Origin of the sequence: Undibacterium sp. SXout20W (genome assembly GCF_049340285.1) — a bacterium.
Classification (GTDB): Bacteria; Pseudomonadota; Gammaproteobacteria; order Burkholderiales; family Burkholderiaceae_D; genus Undibacterium.
Window position 1 is genome coordinate 112,889 of record NZ_JBMPPH010000003.1, and the last position, 18,773, is coordinate 131,661.

Genomic DNA, 18,773 nt, shown 5'->3' on the forward strand with positions numbered 1-18,773 from the left:
CAATATAAGTTTGAAATGAAATCATCGGTACGATCCTAGTCTGCAGAAACTAAGGGAGTTGGGTTCGGTTGCGCAATGAGGCCTTGCGAAGTAAGTCGATAAACGCGATCACATCGTTTGGCTAATTCAGCATCGTGGGTAACAATGACAAATGCCGTGCCTGAATTTTGAGAAAGCTCTAACATCAGGTCGAATACTTGGTTGGCTGTTCCTCCATCGAGGTTCCCCGTAGGCTCATCAGCCAAGACGCACGCTGGCTGTGTGACTAAAGCGCGCGCTAAGGCTACTCGTTGCCTTTCCCCACCGGATAATTCACCTGGTACATGTTTAACTCTATGACCCAAGCCTACCCTGTTTAAGACTGCTAATGCTTGTTGTTGCGCCTCATATCGAGCCATGCGCCGGATCATTAATGGCATAGCGACATTATCTAGCGCAGAAAATTCTGGCAAAAGATGATGAAACTGATAAACAAAACCCAAAGAGCGATTGCGCATAACACCACGCACAGATTCGCTCATGACGGCCAAATTTTCTCCTAACAAACTCACCGTCCCTGTACTTGGTGTATCCAACCCACCGAGCAAATGAAGCAAAGTTGATTTACCTGACCCCGAAGCACCAATAATAGCGATCCGCTCACCAGCAAGCACACTTAAATTGATATCGTTAAGAACCTGAACGGCCTCAACTCCTTCATTAAATGTCTTGCCCAGATTAGAGCAACTTAAAACCAAATCATCGTTACGTTCTTGAAAATTACTCATAGCGTAAAGCCTCCGCTGGTTTAACCCGCGCAGCATGCCAACTCGGATAAATCGTCGCTAAAAAGGCCAATACGACCGCCATTGCACTAATTTGGAACACTTCAGGCCAACGTAAATCGGATGGCAAAGCACTGATGAAATATAAGTCTCGGGGCAATAAATCAACTCTGAGCATGTGTTCAATAAACGGCACAATCACATCTATATTCAAAGAAACCAGCACACCGAACCCAACGCCCACTGCGGTGCCGACTAAACTGACAATCCCACCCTGTATCATAAATATCTTCATGATTGAAGCAGGAGACGCACCTAAAGTGCGTAATATGGCGATATCAGCCTGTTTATCTGTCACCGTCATCACCAAAGTCGAAACAAGATTAAATGCAGCAACAGCAACAATCAACGTCAAAAAAATAGACATCATCGTCTTCTCGGTTTTGACCGCGGCAAAATAATTTCTATTTTGCTTCGTCCAGTCTCTGATCAATAAATCACCGGTAAGCGTGCGAGACAACTCCAGAGAAACCTGAGGCGCTTTCAGCATATCTTTAATTTTTAGTCGTAATCCAGACGGCGAACCTAATCTAAAAAACTTCTGTGCATCGTCGATTTGCAAAAAGGCCATCCCAGAGTCATATTCATAATGTCCAGCCTCAAAAATGCCAACGACAGTAAAGGCCTTGATACGCGGCAACATGCCTGCTGGTGTCATTTGACCATCAGGTGCCGCCAGTCGTATTTTGTCTCCAATGTCCACATGGAGAGCGGCAGCTAATGCTGAACCTAAAATAATATTAAATTCGCCCGCCTTCAGATCCGCCCATTTACCAGCTTTCATCTTATCCGCCACTTCGGACACTTTCGATTCCTGAGCTGGCAGCACGCCGCGCAAGATAACACCGCGCATAACATCGCCGCCTATTATCATCGCCTGTCCGTCCACGTACGGTGCGGATGCGATCACCGCGGGATTTTTCTGCGCTTGGAGAGCCGTCGCTTGCCAATCAGGGATAGCACCGCCCGCATCAAACACTTCGATATGCGCCAGCACCGACAACATCCTATCCCTCACCTCTTTTTGAAATCCATTCATCACCGACAAAACAATAATTAAAGCGGCGACACCTAATGCAATACCTGCCATCGAAATCATTGAGATGAAGGAGATGAAGCTATTGCGGCCACTGCGACGACCTGCACGGGTGTAGCGCAAACCGACCAGCCATTCAAAAGAGATATTTTTCACTGCAAATTTCGTTTCAAAAAATCAAGGCAGCCAGCAGTTTGCCATACAAAAGTCGTTTCTGATAGTCATTTATTCAATGAAATCATATGCTTAGCTTGTCATCTTGAAGCATTAAAACAAGCTATACAAAAAAACGAAGAAACTTTAAAAATCAATCACTTACGGATGTTCAAAATCAATCTGCATTGACATCAAACCGGTTAGAGAAACGAAATAAAGTTAGGTTCAACAATATTTAATTACGTCGGAGATGTGTCCGCACCCACTCGTCTGCAACGTCACCCATGGTTTTGACAGTTCCATTTCGTATCCATGTCATGAAAAAGCGGTCAAACTTAAAGTTCTCGCCGCACGACTTTCTCAAGAATCGCCTTACATTTTGGGTATTCCGATAATGATCATCAACCATTGTTTCTCGTGTGATAGTCCCACCATGCCAATCGAAACGCATACTTTATTCCTCTCGCAGACACGCCATGTTGTTAATCTTAAATTTAGAAATAATTTCCAAATCACAAACTTTCAGAAATAGTATGACATCACCACTGCGGATTCGTTTGCCCTACAATGGTGCTTATGAAAAATTTAGAACTCATTTTGCCATTTAGTATTCCTCCCGTTGGATTGGAGAAAGACTTGCTCAAAGCCATGCGCACACCTGCATTGGCCACATTAGTCGCCTCGTCGAAACGATCAAAAATCATGACGGTGGACGATTTCTCCAAAGCACTGCCGCATGAATATTGGCTCGCGAATAAAGTAAATGAAGGTGACTTCTCAACCAGTCCAGCAAATACCTGGAATAAGATGCAAGAACATAGGATTGCTCCGCAAGTGGGCTTCTGGTTCACATTGCAACCAGTTCATATTCACTTTGCCAGTGACTATTTAGTCTTACTAGACCCACGTCGCCTTCAACTAAAAGAGGAAGAAGCGCAGCGATTGTTTGAAGCTGCGAAGGATATTTGCAATGAATTTCAACTCGAATTAATTTATGGAGATTTGACTACGTGGTTCTTACGAGCGGATGCATGGGCAGGCTTAAAAACAGCCACGCCAGACGCTGCTTGTGGTCACAATATCGAAATTTGGATGGCACAAGGAGAGCAAGCACGCGCGTGGCGAAAATTGCAAAACGAGATTCAAATGCTGTGGTTTTCACATCCAGTCAACCAAGAACGTGAATTGAAGGGTTCAAATCCCATCAATTCTGTCTGGATCTCAGGTGGTGCAGACAAATTGATGGCGACATCTCGATCTAGCCTTGTAAATAAAAGCCTGACGGATTTATTGACACTGCCTTCTGACCAACAAAATACGGCAGCCATTGTCGATACGCTTACCAGTGCTGCATTAAACAGTGATTGGGGACATTGGCTCGAACAGATTCACGGACTAGAGAATGAATGGTTTGCCCCCTTAATTAAAGCCTTGAAGAACAAGCAATTAGAACAGATCAACCTGATCTGCAGCGATGCAAAACAGGTATCGCAATTTACGATAACACCTTGGTCGTTACGTCAATTTTGGATCAAACCTTCGTTAAACAAACTTTTTACTCTCCATACATAATGACTCGGATCGCAGTACGTCAAGTTAACCCGCACGAAACGGAAGCATTGAAGCGTAATGGAATCCATCCGGTTTTAGCACGCCTATATGCCGGACGGGGCGCGGTCAACAACAATGATTTAAATACAGACTTATCGTCGTTGTTGTCCCCCTCTGGATTACATCAACTCGATAGAGCAGCGATTTTTTTGGCAGATGCGATAGAACAAAAAAAAAGACTCATTATCGTTGCTGATTATGATTGTGACGGAGCAACGGCATGCGCGGTAGGCATTCGCGGATTTCGGATGTTAGGTGCAATTGTTGATTACATTGTTCCAAATCGATTTGAATACGGTTACGGATTAACGCCAGAAATTGTCGCTCTCACAATCAAAGAAAAATCGCCAGATATCATTATCACGGTCGACAATGGCATCGCCAGCGTCGAAGGTGTTGCCGCTGCTGCGGCGCAGGGAATTCAAGTCGTTGTTACCGATCATCATTTGCCAGGTGACTGTCTGCCAGATGCAGCAGTCATCATTAATCCTAACCAGCCTGATTGTCAGTTTTTGAGCAAAAATCTGGCTGGTGTCGGCGTGATTTTTTACGTCCTACTGGCATTGAGAGCAGAAATGAGGCGGCGCGGTAGATTTGATCAGCACTCGCAACCCAAACTTGATTCACTACTTGATTTAGTTGCATTAGGGACAGTGGCGGACGTCGTCCGGCTAGATACGAATAATCGAATTTTGGTTGCGCAAGGCCTAAAGCGCATTCGCCTTGGACGTATGTGCCCCGGAATAGCCGCATTGTATAGAGTTTCAGGGCGTGAGCCACGAAGTGCTGCGCCGTTTGACCTGGGTTTTGCGTTGGGGCCTCGACTCAATGCAGCTGGAAGGCTTGCTGATATGGCGTTAGGGATAGAATGTCTGATCACTGATGATGACGCCCTCGCCTGGCACATTGCACAAGAACTCAATGCCATCAACGCTGATCGCAAAGACATTGAGCGTGAAATGCAAGATGTCGCGCTACTTCATTTGGATTCATTTGAACCAAATGCCAATCATACCATCACGGTATTTGACGAAAATTGGCATCAAGGTGTCATTGGAATTGTGGCATCCAGGTTGAAAGACAAATTTTATCGACCAACGATTACCTTCGCTCCAGGCGACGATGGGCTAATCAAAGGGTCGGGTAGATCGATTCCCGGTTTCCATTTACGCGATGCTCTCGATTTGGTTTCAAAAAAAGTCCCTGGTCTGATACAAAAATTTGGTGGTCATGCGATGGCGGCCGGCTTGACGCTAAAAATTGATGATTTATCAACATTTCAAGCTGCTTTCGAGGCCGTCGGCAAGCAGTGGCTCGCCAAAGAGCAATTAGAACGCATAATAGATACAGATGGAAAACTCGAAGAAGCCTATTTCACAACTGACTTCATACAGTTGCTGGACGACCAGGTCTGGGGACAGGGATTTCCTCCGCCGATATTTTGGGATGAATTCAAAGTAGTGTCACAACGTATTCTCAAAGAACGCCACCTAAAACTCGTTCTCGAAAAAAACGGTGTACGTTATGATGGCATCTGGTTTGGTCATACTGAGACATTGGGGGAACGTGCCAATGTGGCATTCCGACTAGATGCCAATGAATACAATGGCGTAACAAAAGTTCAGTTAATGATCGAACATATTGATGTTTAATCATCATTGCCAAAATGAAAAATGGTTGCAGCTACGCAACCATTTTTCATTATTTAAAGCAATTTTTCAGCCTTTAGCGTAGACTTTTCCTAGGACAACGTGAACTCTATTTGGTATAAATTTCATCGTTAATTGCTGATTGTCTTATTTACACGCCTTAGCACCTTAGATTTCCGAAACAGCTTCACAGCACTGCTTCTACGTCAAACCCATTTGGCTAATTATCTAAAGGATTGCATCATGACTCGCGTCAAAATCCAGTTACAGCGCAAACTGTTTGCGTATCTTATCAGTAGCGTTAGTTTATTCGTGACCTCGGCCAAGGCAGAGGAGACAGATGCCACCTCAAATTTCAAGTTGAGCGGCTTTTTGTCAGTTGTTGGCGGACGAACTTTTAATGGTGAAATTCCCGCCAACTATGCCGGTAACACGACAATTAACGGCACAAATTGTCCCTGCTATACGGCGGACTGGACGAATGCTGGTGTTTATAACAGTGGCTTTTCCTTACAACCCGAATCTCGGGCCGGAATTCAAGTCAACTATAACATCAATAAAGATTTTAATTTAACAGGACAAGTTGTTGTCCGCGGCGCAGACTCAACACCAAATATTCAGTGGGCGTATGCCAGCTACAAGTTGAATAATGAGTGGGAAGTTCAAGCTGGACGAAAACGTATTCCACTCTATTTTTACTCGGATTTTCAAGATATCGGGGTCGCCTACCCCTGGGTAAGTCCACCACCTGAACTGTATGGCTGGGAAGCGACCAATTACAACGGCGCCAGCGTCCGTTATCGTACAAATTTTGGCGAAAATAATTTATCTTTCAGCGCATTCGGCGGCAGAGAAAAGGTTAACGATTCTTTGTACGAAAAACTAGGCTACACCGGGCAAACCAATGTCACTTGGAGCAATATACTTGGCGCTGATGCAGAACTTGATCGCGGGCCGCTCACATTGCGCGCGGTATACGTGCAAGCAGATGTCTTGGTCATTAACGCCTTAAATTCGATTAACAGCACAGCAAAACTAAAGGCCTTCGGCGTCGCCGCTAATCTCGATTTGGATGATTGGTTTTTCTTAACTGAATTGACACAACTTTCAAGAAATTTTGAGTCAGCCGGATATAAAATAACCGCACCAGCTTATACAGTTGGTGCAGGTTACCACTATGGCGCATGGACCCCATTCATCAATTACGCCAGCTACCGGGAAACTTCCACTGACCTCTCACAGTACCAGCCTCAGTCATATAAACGCACATCTGCAACCTTGAGATACGACATTGACGCCAAGAGTGCAATCAAGGTGCAGTTAGACAAACATCTGGATGTAACCAATAACTATGGTGGCAACGTGAAAGTCTTCCGCATAGCTTACGATCGACTGTTTTAATAGCCCGAATCACTACCATTAAAGATATTTTTAACGGTCTCAGGCTTGTCCAACAATTGGTAATTAAGGAACTGTGATGAAAACGCGACTACTTATAATACTTGCATTATCTTTGAATTCACTGCCCGCTCTGGCTGAAATTGTCGTTGTTACCAATCCCGCTAATCCTGCTACCCGCATGCTACCCGATCAAGTAGCCCAATTTTTTCTCGGCGGATCAACCATCTTTACACCTTTAGATCACGCAAAAGATTCTTCTCTGCATAAAGAGTTCTACGAAAAGGTTATCAAGAAATCGCCTTCACAAGTTGAGGCCATCTGGGCTAAAGCTAGTTTTTCGGGAAAAGGCTCTCCACCAAAAGAGTTTTCAAACGACGCAGCAATTAAAAAGGCAGTTGCAGCAGAACCAACTGCCTTGGCTTATATCGATAAAGCATCAGTTGATAGCTCCGTCAAAGTATTGCTGACCGTACCGTAATCTTAAAGAAAATTCGTCCGCATCCAAGATACGATCACTTGATTGATCCCAGCGATTCTTTGCTCGAAATAGTCTGCTTCTTGTTGATGCTCACTGATGTCCTTCCCATACTTGTCTTCCAGACCGTGGTTACCTGGCACGACGTAAATGTGGGCATCATTTTTGAATGTAGCAGCCAATTCATTCAGGCTTTCAAGCTTTGCGTGGGGATCAAGATCGCCAGAGATGAGCAAGGCAGGGCGCGATTCTGAAGTGCAATTGGGATAATGTTTGCGCCTTCATTACAAATCGGCGTTAATAAAATCGCCCCTCGCAAAGATGTCTCAATGGAAAAAGTTTTCCAGGCCGCCACCGAACCAAACGACTTTCCTAAAATGAACATTTTAGAGACATCGATTCTGGCATCTTTTCGCAAAAACTCAATCAGATCGTGCACTTCTCTGCTCTCGTTATCGAGCGTTTCAGATGGTCGCCCGTTGATTGAATCATTCAGATAAAAATCCCAGTTGAAACGCGCAACCACAACGCCGTTTATCATTAAAAATCGCGCCATTAACTTAAATATAGTGCGATCCATGTCGTAACGGACACCTGGGGCAATCACTAGGACGGCACAAGGAGAATCATTAGGAGGATAATCAATCTGAAATTTTGCTCTCTTCAGCATAACTTAAACGTGATAATTATAAAAAAAATAACACCTCAAAGAAAATCCCTATAAATGAAAATATTTGTAGCATTTACGAAACCAAAGTAACATATTAGCTGTCAATTGAATGTCGGTAAGCGATTATCAAATTTGCTTGCACGAGAATACTGAGAAAATTCTCAAAAAACGTTTTCTACATTTTTTAGAAATTATTTACATAATCAAAGAGAACCTTTGACCTCATCGCTATGTATGGCATTTTGTAGCATTTCGAAGAATGCCCGCACATAGCGTCTGTCACTCACCTTCAGGAGACCCTACCAAGTGAAAGCTACAGTATTGAGCGCGATTGCGCTGATGATTGCTGGAACGACCAGCACCGCCCATGTTTATGCCGCAGAGCCAACCAAAGCTAGTGCTCCTGCAGTGTTGCTTTCTGGGATTGACAGCCAATATGGCGATAAATCTGTGAAGGCTCAGGACGATTTTTATCGCCATGTAAATGGCGGATGGCTCAAAACTGCGCAAATTCCTTCGGATAGATCATCCGCTGGCGCCTTTATGGACCTTCGCGAGGCTGTTGTTCCACGTTTGCATACCATCATTGAGAGTCTCTCAAAAACAAAAAATGCGAATGGAACTGATGCGCAAAAAATTAGTGATCTGTACTCTAGCTTCATGGATCTCAAACACATTGAATCCTTAGGTTTGAAACCAATGCAGGCTGATTTTGCAAAAATCGATGCATTTAACGATAAAAAGCAATTGCCAGCCTTAATGGCTTGGCTCAATCTGAACAGCGTCACCGTCCCATACGATATTTCAGTGCACCAGGACAATAAAGATTCAACCAAGTATGTTCTGGATATTTCTCAATCAGGCCTGGGTTTGCCGGATCGCGACTACTACCTGAAAGACGACGACGCAAAATTAAAAGATACGCGCGAAAAGTATCTCAAGCACATTGAAAAAATGCTCTCCATGGCAGGCGACAAGGAGGCAGGAAAAAATGCTGCGGCAATCCTGGCATTTGAAACCGAACTGGCAAAAGTTCAATGGACCAAAGTTGAGTTACGTGACCCAATAAAAGCCTACAACAAAGTCGATTTAAGCAAATTAAACGACGTGACGCCAGGTTACGATTGGAATGCCTATTTGGGTGACTTGGGAGTGAAAGGGAAAGTCGATTATCTGATTCTTGCCCAACCTAGCTATTTGACAGCGATGAACAAAGTCTTGGCTGAAACCTCAATTGAGACCTTGAAGGCTTACTTCAAATGGAATTTATTGTCATCTGCAGCAGGCCAGTTGCCTAAACAGTTCAGTGAAGAGAGTTTTGCATTCTTTGGAAAAACCTTACGTGGCGTGCCTGAACAAGAAATTCGCTGGAAAAGAGGTGTTCGTCTGGTCGATGCAGGCATGGGTGAAAGCCTTGGGAAAATGTATGTAGAAAAATACTTTCCAGCTGAAAGCAAAGCAAAAATGGAAACGCTCGTCAACAATCTACTGCTCGCCTATAAGAAGAGCGTTGATACGTTGGATTGGATGAGTCCAGAGACGAAAAAAGAAGCCTTATCAAAACTGTCGACTTTCATGCCAAAAATTGGCTATCCAAACAAATGGAAAGACTATGCAGCCTTGCAAATTGTTAAAGGTGATGCGGTAGGCAATCTGCGGGCTATTCGTACTTTTGGAGCTAAAACTGAACTCAACAAATTAGGCAAACCAGTTGATCGCGACGAATGGGGAATGACACCGCAAACTGTCAATGCTTATTACAATCCCGAAATGAATGAAATTGTCTTCCCTGCGGCAATTTTGCAAGCACCATTCTTCAATCCAAAAGCAGATGATGCCGTTAACTACGGTGGCATTGGTGCAATTATCGGCCATGAAATTAGCCACGGTTTTGATGACCAAGGTGCGCAATATGATGGATTAGGCAATTTGCGCGATTGGTGGACGAAAGAAGATCACGAAAAATTTGCTGCAAAAACGGCAGCATTAGTAAAACAGTACAATAATTTTAGTCCAGTACCAGGCTATAACGTCAATGGCGAACTGACCTTGGGCGAAAATATCGCGGATAATTCTGGCATTTCTATCGCTTACAAAGCTTACCAGCTCTCATTGGGAGGCAAACCTGCACCGGTCATCAATGGCTTAACAGGCGACCAACGCTTCTTTATGGGTTTCGCTCAAGTCTGGCGTGGAAAAATGCGTGAACAAGAGGCCATTATTCGTATAAAAACTGATCCGCATTCACCTGGCGAATTCCGGGCAAATGGCTCGTTACAAAACATGACACCATTTTACAAAGCTTTTGATGTCAAAGAAGGCGGCAAAATGTACTTGCCTCCCGCAGATCGCGTTTCAATCTGGTGATGTCAGCCTGCATAACCGATAGCCGCTTTTACTAGAAATATTAAGTTTATTGGATTATTTTTTTAGGAACTGGTGCTGCGCTTCGTAAAAAAGGTACGTAACCGAACGTTACGTACCTTTTTTTTGCCAATAGATTTCGGTACCAATTCAGATCCCAATTGACTAGTCACCCTACTACTCAAGTCAAACAGCTCACCTGATTGTCCTGAGTGCTATAAGTTATCTACAATTATCTAAAGAAACTATAAAAAATTCTTAAATGAATTATTTAAACTTGGAAACTACGTTTTAAATACTACACTTCACCTAAGTAATATTTATCGATACCTTAGAAAAAAGTACCCAGATATTTCATTTGACGCCATTATCAAATATAACTTTCTTGAAATACCGTACGATGGAGCACCATGCTTAAGGTCATTTGCGAGCAATATAAGTGGTGTAAATTATATTTACCTGGCTACGAGACTGTTTTTCCAATATAAGACGTTGCACACATTACTTGTAATGCTCATTAGAAGGTTAAACATGCACTTACGTGATTTATTAGTCTTTTTCTTGATTTGCGTCTGCACTAATTTGCATGCGCAATCTCATACAGAAAAAATAGTCGTGTATGTAGAAGACGCATTACCTTTCGCTTATTTAGAGAATGAGAAAGTATCATCCCCCTACGCCGATTACGTCCGTGTGTTAATGAGGCACGCAGGCTACGACCCTGATATTCGTCTTTTAAGTTGGGCGGGAATCATGCATACCGCTGAGGCTGATCAACCGGTGATATTTTTCCCTTTAGCACGAACGCGCGAACGCGAAACAAAGTACGTATGGCTTGGTACGCTGATTCATTTCCATCAGTATCAATTTTATAAGCTCAAAGCGCGTAATGATATCCGGTTAAAAAATTTAAACGATGCCAAAAAATATCGGATAGGCGCGATTGAGGGCGATGCGAGGGAACAATATTTAATCGACAATGGTTTCCGCCATCACGAACAGAGCGGACTTACAAATATTGTCAATAACAAAGATGGGATCAGATTATTACAGATAGGTCGAATAGAACTTTTGCCGTTATCGATTGATAATTTCAAAGCAATCTGTCGACCTGATTGCGCCAATTATGAAATCGCGTTTCCTCTGAACCTACACCTCAATCTAGAATTGGCTGCGAATAAAGCCACCCCTAAGAGCGTGACTCAACGAATAATTCGGGCCTATGATGACTTAGAAAAAAATGGCACCCGTTCCCGACTATTGGTCGATCATTAAATATTCTAAGATAAACGGGTACATGACTTGCCCTTAACATTAACACTTAATTGCTTTGATGGAACGCGATTGGTTTCGAAGAATAAAACAAAATAATCACATAAAGATCACATAAAGATCGCACTGTGCAGTAACGTCATAACATCAAACAATCACAGGTTCATTTTTAATTTGCTTAAAAAAACCAACAACATCGGCTTCGACGCGAGTTCTGGCAAAACTTGGCAAGCTTTGCCAGATACGCTTACCATAAGGTTTAGATATAAGACGTGGATCACATATCATGAGCACACCTCGATCAGTTTCATCACGAATTAAACGACCTGCCCCCTGCTTAAGATTAATAATTGCCTCCGGCAGTTGGTGATGCACAAAACCATTCATACCTTTCTTTTCCATGGCGGAAATTCTGGCAGCAAGGACTGGGTCATCTGGCGGTGAAAATGGTAATTTATCAATAATAACCAGCGACAACGCTTCTCCCCGCACATCAACCCCCTCCCAAAAACTCTGACTGCCAATCAACACGCCATTACCAGATGCACGAAAACGATCCAACAATTCGGTCCTACCGGCATCGCCCTGTATGAACAAGGGAAAGGTTAAACCCAGTTTTTCAAACTCTTCTTTTAATCGCTCTGCTGAGAATTTAACTGCTTTTAAAGTTGTACATAAAAGAAACGTTCTGCCTCCAGCCGCTGCGATAACGGGCAAAGCAGCATTGACGACAGCCTCCGCATAATCTCTCGAGTTTGGATCAGGCATTCCCTCAGGCACGTATAAAAAACCTTGCTCTTGATAATTAAATGGACTCGCCCACGTATGCGCAGGTTCGTTCCATAAACCCATTTGCGAAACAAAGTGCGTAAAATCATTTTTCACTGCCATTGTTGCGGACGTAAATATCCACGCCCTTGGCACACCCTCTCTCTGCTTATTAAAGATGGGCGCGATAGATAGCGGCGTTCTGTGCAGCTGAAGTGATACTGAAAAAGCTTCGACCCATAAAACATAGTCGCCGTCTTTTTCCTTACCGGTGGGTTCAGCATTCCAACTTTCAATTTGGTCACTTAGGATAATTGCGCGAGCGCGACATTGCTCCAGCGTTTCGGCGCGTTCCGCTTGTTTTTCAAGCACTGCCACCATATCGGACAAACTTGATTTAAGCGCCTCCAATGCCTCAAAGAATGGACTGGATGACGCGATTTGATCGATTGACAAACGCACGATATCTTGCGGAAACGCGAGCCGTAAGTCTCTTGCGGCGCGCTCAACAGGCGCAACAATCTTCGCCCATTCTGCGCCATCCCTGGCGTGCGATAGACCTTCTGCCAACGTATCCCTGCACAATTCAAGAACTTGTGAAGTTGACACCGTATCGCCAAAAAATAACGTTGCAGTTTCAGGAAGCTGGTGTGCTTCGTCAAAAATAACTGTATTTGCTGACGGCAATAATTCTGCAATGCCTGTATCTTTGAGCGCTACGTCAGCAAAAAACAAATGGTGATTAACAACAACAACATCCGCTTGTTGCGCCTCTTTCCGCGCCTTCATCACAAAACAATCCTGGTAGTATTGGCACTCGGAGCCCATACAGGTGTCTTTTGTCGACGTAACAAGATTCCAAACGCTTGCCGTTTCAGGAACTCTGGCAAGCTCAGCTTTATCACCACTGCTGGTTGTTTTAATAAATCGGGAAATATCTCTTAGATAACCAACATCTTCACGGGAGCTCAAACGACCATTTTGCATGGTTCGCTCAAGGTGATAGTGGCATAAATAATTGGATCGGCCTTTCAATAGCGCCACCGAAACGGGTGCCTTCAACACCTTCTTAATGGTGGGAATATCTCTCAAAAACAACTGATCCTGCAAATTTTTGGTACCTGTCGAAACGATCACCTTCCCACCCCACAGCAATGCCGGAGCAAGATAGGCATAAGTCTTGCCAGTTCCAGTTCCCGCCTCTGCTAGTAAAGTGCTTTGCCCGGCAATCGCACTTGCAATTGCCTTTGCCATCTCCGTCTGAGCGGTTCTTGGACGATAGCCAGCGATCGCTGCACTTAACGGACCGGAAAGTCCAAAAATATGGTCAATTTCTGCATCGTGTAGGCTAACAGATGCTTCTTTAGTAGAATTTTCAATCAAAATGGCGACAGTCAATAACTAACAACAAATAAAATTCTCACTCGAAAAAGTGGCTTAGGCCGGGACATCAGGAGTTAATTGAATTTTGAGTAAAGTGATATGATCCTTGAGCTGGAGTTTTCGCTTTTTCAAACGACGCAGCTGTAATTCATCATGATCAGGATCTTTCGTCAAAGCATCGATGACAACATCAAGATCGCGATGCTCAACTTCTAATTCAATAATGCGTTGTCGTACATGTTCAAATTGGCTCATAGCCTTCAGCTTAAAGTAAAATAGTGTCAGTGAGTATTAAATCTTGGAAAGCGAAAAAAATTCGACTTTCCGCTAGTGTAATCTACCAAGACGTATGAGCCAATATAAGATAGAAGCGGGTACCGGACAACACATCGGTGATCGACAGGAACAACAAGATAGGGTTGCACTTTTCGCGGCACCCCATGCGCCGGGTTATATGATGGCTGTCGTCGCTGATGGAATGGGCGGAAAAAGTGGTGGAGCGCTTGCTGCCGAACAGGTTGTACGCACTAGCAAGCAGCTATTTGATGAATTTTACCCCGGAAATAACGTTCAGGCATTATTAGAAAATATCCTGAATGAAGCACATACCGTCATTAAATTAACCGCTGTTTCCTCGGAGAAGGAACCACATAGCACCTTTGTTGCCCTGGTGCTAACACCTCAGCACGAGGCGATATGGGCACACGCTGGTGACTCAAGGCTATATCGCTTTACTGGCCCCAATTTCGGGGAAAAAACTCGAGACCATTCTTATGTAGAAAAATTAGTCGACGAGGGAAAAATTCTCCCCGAAGAAGCGAAAACACACAAGTTATCCAATATTTTGGTTAATGTTCTCGGCTCAACAAATGCCACGCCCTATATTACCTTCGGAAAACACAAGAATTTAAAGGTCGGAGATAGTTTCTTATTGTGCACAGATGGACTGTGGCACTATTTTGACGATGCAGAGCTATCAGCAGCGGTCGCCGCAAACACTCCACGTCAGGCGTCAGAGTTATTGATAAGGAAAGCACGGGATCGTGGCAATCCAAGAGGCGACAATTGCACTTTTGCAATCGTCAAACTCATCAACCAACCAACAGAAGTCAAAACTTACACAGTTCAAAAAATCCGCAGTGCAATTTGAACCTAAGAAAGCAAATAAATAAGGCCGGGAACCGGCCTTAATTTCTGGGTGAAACGTAAAGTTACGTCAAACACAATTTGCTCAGGCAAGATCCGGTTTATTTTGAAAATCGATAGTCTCGAAATTGATCACATTACTATCTTCTTCTAACATAACTGGAGCATTGGTAGCAACTGGGGTCGTGCTGGCATTCTCCCAAACCCTGGCACCACCTCCCGATGTTTTTTGACGTTCTAGCTCGTTAGCGATGGAAATCAGCAATAAAATATCGCGATAAACAGGAAGTTCAAAACCCATTCGTTTTCCATCTCTATCATCGATAAGTAAGCTTTCCAAGAACGGCAAAATTTCATTGCTGTTCCACATTGAGCAGATTTTTTTAGACAAATGCTCAAAGTCATCTAAATGTCTGGACGGCAAAGTTGCTGGATCTACTTCGAACTCTGGTACATTGGCATTAAAAAATACCACGAAGCGATCTCGCAATGGATCATATTTTTCTTTGTTACCGACGACTCTGTACAAATCTAACAGATATAACCAAGGCACTGGCGAGTCTGGCTGATCAAGTTCGGCTTGCGGCTCTAAAATTTCTATCGCCCGTTCAGGATCATTCACTGACATCCAAAATTCAGCTTCTTGAGTCACATCCGATATTTCTTCAACCTTCACCGATGTCGCCCTTGAAGAGAAAAAATTAAAAGTACTACTATTTGTATCTTCTAACGACGGGGTGTAATTTTTGCCAAATATCGATGGCGCATCGATATTGCCCAACGCTTGTTGGGATTCAGTTTTCGATTTGGTTTTGGCAATTGTTGATTGCGGCGCAGAACTTGAATTCTGTCCCGATTCAGGTAACTCTCTGGCAACGGTCGTGGACGAGATATAACTTGCCTGCACACTGTTGACCAACTCCTCAATATTTGGTTTCGTTTCGACGACAGGTCTCGCTTCTTTTTGCTCCCACCAGGTCGACGATGTCTTTTTATGAATCCGGCGGATATATGCGACCAATAAGCCAGCCAACCCAAGCGCTGCAAGTATCAACGCGATCAAAACATAGAACCACTCTTTTGGCACCGACGCTTCTCTCAGGTCCTCGAGCGCTGTTCTTCCCTGCAGAAGTTGCCGTTTCAGTTGTATTGATTCTTGCGTTGTCGATCGATTCTTTTGATCTGGCGCAACGGGTACGGCAGCTGAACTCGATGGCGCATTTTCGCCTCGCAGCATCGCGGCAAACTGCGCCTGAGCCAGCCGGAGTTCCGCAGAACGGTCGCCGTTCTTATGATCCGACTCTTGGGACAAGGTACTTTCAAGTTTCAGACCTTGTGGCACAACATCTGCGTCATCAGATAATTTTAGGGCGTCTTTCGTACGCGGCATGTCGATCATTTTTTTTGTCGACTTAAGCCTTTTGCTGTTTGTGCTTTGATCCGCATTAACTGCAACAATTTCTGACTTATTTTTTACGACGATTTTTTTTGAGATCTGCGCAGGCAGTTCTACACGTTGTGGCAAAGTATTTGCGGGCGCTTGGGCGACCTCATTCATCGCCGCAATCTGATTCGGGATACTTGCGCTTATATCGGGAGGATCAAGAAGAATTAAATACTCGCGATGCAACTGAAGGTCGCAAGAAATATTGAGGACGACCCTTACGGCAGGTTCAGAAATATTTTTTCGGGCAAATAAATTTAAATATTTAACGTTGCCCTGTGTCGACAATTTGAGATCCACAGGCGATAAAAACACACCTTCAGCAGACTCGACACTCGCCCGGAAACACCCTAGATCTACATCCTGAGCTTCAACGCCTGTAACTTCTAATTGGGCTCTAAGTTGTTGACCGAGCGACGATTGAACACGGATATTACCCACACCAAGCGCGTAGGCATCCCCCATTGTGCTAGCAACCAAAGTGCCCAAACACAAAAGATAAAGAGATGGTCGTGGAGATGGAACAGTAATAATAATGTCCTCAATAAATTATAAACATCAATGTTTTATTAGCAATATAACTCTAATGCAATCTTAGTATGGTTATAACAAAACTAAACTAATATGAAAATGCTAAAGATGAAACAAAATGCCTTACACCAAAGAAATTTGGTTAATTTTTATTAAATCTCATTTTTTTTATTGAATTAAACAACACCACTCTAAATTCAATTGCATCATCTTACAATTAAGTTACCAATTATTTCTGACTAACATCAAGAATTTTCTTAGAAATTCCACGTAAAATGTTCACCTCCTCGGCCTCAAGGCCGGCACGAGAGAATAAGCGTTTCAATCTCGGCATTAGTTTTTTAGGATTTTCCGGATCAAGAAAATCAATCGCGACTAACGCCCGCTCAAGATGGGAATACATGGCGTCAATTTGTTCATTGGACGCTGCTTGCCCAAAAAATCCAACTTGACTAGCACCATCGCTTTTCACGTTCACAGCCATTCTGCTTTCATAGGCCAGCAACTGTATTGCTTGTGCCAGATTTAAAGATGAGTAGTCGGGATTGGCAGGAATATTGATCAACGCCTGACAATTCATTACGACTTGATTGGGCAGGCCGTAGCGTTCACTGCCAAAAATAAATGCAACCTCCCCCTCCTCCTTGTACGCAATCCGTTCAGTGACTTCCCTGGGAGAAAGTATAGGGGGTGAAAATTCTCTCAAACGCGCACTGACGGCCGCCACAAACTTACAACCTGATACCGCTTCTTCTGTGGTCTTCACAATTTGTGCGGACTCTAATATATCTAATGCGCCGCTTGCAAAGGCTATTGCATCTGGATGACTCAGTGCATTTTCAAAACGTGGATTGACTAAGATCAATCGACCAAAACCCATCGTTTTAATCGCCCTTGCTGCCGCACCGATGTTGCCAGGATGACTAGTTTCTACGAGAACGAAGCGAAGTCTTTGAAAAAGAGATGTGTCAGTTTCTGTCAAGTTCATTTAAAATAGCAAGATTAAGCGTTAATTGTTATTTGATTGAGCGACCTGGTTGCCTGACGAAAGACAATAGCGCACGCTCTTTATCATTTTTGTGTAGCAAACCTGACTCTGTCATTTTTAATTGACAGAGCCGCGTTTGCCGTCATTTTATCGGAAACCTTATGCACCCAATGCTCAATACGGCTATTAAAGCCGCTCGTCGCGGCGCGACAGTTATCAATCGCGCTTCTTTTGACCTCGATCGCGTTAGCGTAACAGAAAAACATTTCAATGATTTTGTTACTGAAGTCGATCAAGCTGCAGAAGCCGCAATCATTGAGGTGCTGAAAACAGCCTACCCCGACCATGCAATTCTTGCTGAAGAATCGGGGGCTTCCGCTAATCTAAACGACGAAAGTGAATATGTCTGGATCATCGATCCTCTAGATGGTACTACTAATTTCATCCACGGTTTCCCGCAATATTGCGTTTCAATCGCTTTACAACATCGCGGCATCATTACTCAAGCCGTGGTATACGATCCAACACGCAACGAAATGTTTACTGCAAGCAAGGGCGGCGGTGCTTTCCTGAACGATAAACGTATCCGCGTCACCCGTTGTGACAAAATCGCTGATGCCTTGATCGGGACAGGATTTCCGTCACGCGATCTATCTGGTCTTGATCAATACGTCGACATGTTTAAAGTAATGACGGCTAAATGCCATGGATTAAGAAGACCTGGTTCAGCAGCCTTGGATCTGGCATATGTTGCGACTGGTCGACTCGACGGCTTCTTTGAAAAAGGTTTAGCGCCTTGGGATATCGCTGCAGGATCATTGTTAATCACTGAAGCCGGCGGTATCGTTGGTACGTTTGCTGGTGACTCTGACTACCTGCACAAAGGCGATGTACTGGCAGGAACACCAAAAGTATTTGGACAAATGGTTAATTTACTTCAACCATTCTCAGCGTCTTATAAGTAAAAATTTTTTATCTCTTTTACACTCAGCGTCATTTTCGCTGAGTGCCCTTTCACAGGACTGGCGTAAGTCAGTCAGTGCGTTCACAAGATC

The 18,773-nt window shown here is 43.9% G+C and carries 16 protein-coding genes; 8 read left to right on the plus strand and 8 right to left on the minus strand.

Annotated features, from left to right (window positions below):
• Window positions 1–35 precede the first annotated feature (35 nt).
• The 3 genes from lolD to ACO0K1_RS03080 form a co-directional block, all read right to left on the minus strand.
• Complete coding sequence (gene lolD, locus ACO0K1_RS03070) at window positions 36–767, minus strand: lipoprotein-releasing ABC transporter ATP-binding protein LolD (RefSeq protein WP_423022576.1); 732 nt, start codon at window positions 765–767, stop codon at window positions 36–38.
• The gene (locus ACO0K1_RS03075) at window positions 760–2,016 is read right to left on the minus strand and encodes a lipoprotein-releasing ABC transporter permease subunit (protein ID WP_423022578.1); all 1,257 of its coding nucleotides are present in this window, start codon (window positions 2,014–2,016) and stop codon (window positions 760–762) included. The genes lolD and ACO0K1_RS03075 overlap by 8 nt, the downstream gene beginning before the upstream one ends.
• 235 nt (window positions 2,017–2,251) lie before the next feature.
• Window positions 2,252–2,467, minus strand: coding sequence for a DUF6434 domain-containing protein (locus ACO0K1_RS03080; protein ID WP_423022580.1), 216 nt, complete (start codon window positions 2,465–2,467; stop codon window positions 2,252–2,254).
• 125 nt (window positions 2,468–2,592) lie between these two features.
• On the opposite strand from ACO0K1_RS03080, the gene ACO0K1_RS03085 reads away from it, so the two are divergent.
• From ACO0K1_RS03085 to ACO0K1_RS03100, 4 genes are all read left to right on the plus strand, one after another.
• Window positions 2,593–3,588, plus strand: coding sequence for a hypothetical protein (locus tag ACO0K1_RS03085; RefSeq protein ID WP_423022582.1), 996 nt, complete (start codon window positions 2,593–2,595; stop codon window positions 3,586–3,588).
• Window positions 3,588–5,279: a single-stranded-DNA-specific exonuclease RecJ gene (gene recJ / locus ACO0K1_RS03090; RefSeq protein ID WP_423022584.1), complete on the plus strand. Its 1,692-nt coding sequence runs from the start codon at window positions 3,588–3,590 to the stop codon at window positions 5,277–5,279. Before ACO0K1_RS03085 ends, recJ begins: the two co-directional genes overlap by 1 nt.
• A 240-nt stretch (window positions 5,280–5,519) precedes the next feature.
• Window positions 5,520–6,677: a hypothetical protein gene (locus ACO0K1_RS03095; protein WP_423022586.1), complete on the plus strand. Its 1,158-nt coding sequence runs from the start codon at window positions 5,520–5,522 to the stop codon at window positions 6,675–6,677.
• A gap of 76 nt (window positions 6,678–6,753) precedes the next feature.
• Window positions 6,754–7,155: a hypothetical protein gene (locus tag ACO0K1_RS03100; protein ID WP_423022588.1), complete on the plus strand. Its 402-nt coding sequence runs from the start codon at window positions 6,754–6,756 to the stop codon at window positions 7,153–7,155.
• Between the two features lie 184 nt (window positions 7,156–7,339).
• Here ACO0K1_RS03100 and ACO0K1_RS03105 read toward each other — a convergent pair whose 3' ends face one another.
• Complete coding sequence (locus ACO0K1_RS03105; protein WP_423022590.1) at window positions 7,340–7,732, minus strand: hypothetical protein; 393 nt, start codon at window positions 7,730–7,732, stop codon at window positions 7,340–7,342.
• Window positions 7,733–8,128: 396 nt separating this feature from the next.
• Between ACO0K1_RS03105 and ACO0K1_RS03110 the strand changes: the two genes are divergently transcribed.
• Window positions 8,129–10,189, plus strand: a complete 2,061-nt coding sequence (locus ACO0K1_RS03110) for a M13 family metallopeptidase (RefSeq protein ID WP_423022592.1) — start codon at window positions 8,129–8,131, stop codon at window positions 10,187–10,189.
• A 528-nt stretch (window positions 10,190–10,717) separates the two neighbouring features.
• A complete protein-coding gene (locus ACO0K1_RS03115) occupies window positions 10,718–11,461 on the plus strand; it encodes a substrate-binding periplasmic protein (RefSeq protein WP_423022594.1) in 744 nt (247 codons plus the stop codon).
• 144 nt (window positions 11,462–11,605) lie between these two features.
• Here the strand turns inward: ACO0K1_RS03115 and ACO0K1_RS03120 are convergent, their stop codons facing one another.
• Both ACO0K1_RS03120 and ACO0K1_RS03125 read right to left on the minus strand, forming a co-directional pair.
• Window positions 11,606–13,624 carry an ATP-dependent DNA helicase gene (locus tag ACO0K1_RS03120; RefSeq protein ID WP_423022596.1) on the minus strand — a complete coding sequence of 673 codons (2,019 nt, stop codon included), beginning with the start codon at window positions 13,622–13,624 and terminating at the stop codon, window positions 11,606–11,608.
• Between the two features lie 39 nt (window positions 13,625–13,663).
• Entirely contained in the window at window positions 13,664–13,864 is a 201-nt protein-coding gene (locus tag ACO0K1_RS03125; protein ID WP_423022598.1) for a YdcH family protein, read from the minus strand.
• A 94-nt stretch (window positions 13,865–13,958) separates the two neighbouring features.
• Here ACO0K1_RS03125 and ACO0K1_RS03130 point away from each other — a divergent pair, with 94 nt between their 5' ends.
• The gene (locus tag ACO0K1_RS03130) at window positions 13,959–14,759 is read left to right on the plus strand and encodes a PP2C family protein-serine/threonine phosphatase (protein WP_423022600.1); all 801 of its coding nucleotides are present in this window, start codon (window positions 13,959–13,961) and stop codon (window positions 14,757–14,759) included.
• 81 nt (window positions 14,760–14,840) lie between these two features.
• Here the strand turns inward: ACO0K1_RS03130 and ACO0K1_RS03135 are convergent, their stop codons facing one another.
• On the minus strand, window positions 14,841–16,664 hold the full coding sequence (locus tag ACO0K1_RS03135) for a type IV pilus assembly protein FimV (protein WP_423022602.1): 1,824 nt from the start codon (window positions 16,662–16,664) through the stop codon (window positions 14,841–14,843).
• A gap of 295 nt (window positions 16,665–16,959) precedes the next feature.
• Window positions 16,960–17,718: an RNA methyltransferase gene (locus ACO0K1_RS03140; RefSeq protein ID WP_423022604.1), complete on the minus strand. Its 759-nt coding sequence runs from the start codon at window positions 17,716–17,718 to the stop codon at window positions 16,960–16,962.
• Window positions 17,719–17,879: 161 nt separating this feature from the next.
• On the opposite strand from ACO0K1_RS03140, the gene ACO0K1_RS03145 reads away from it, so the two are divergent.
• Entirely contained in the window at window positions 17,880–18,683 is an 804-nt protein-coding gene (locus tag ACO0K1_RS03145) for an inositol monophosphatase family protein (RefSeq protein ID WP_423022606.1), read from the plus strand.
• The last annotated feature ends 90 nt before the right edge of the window (window positions 18,684–18,773 follow it).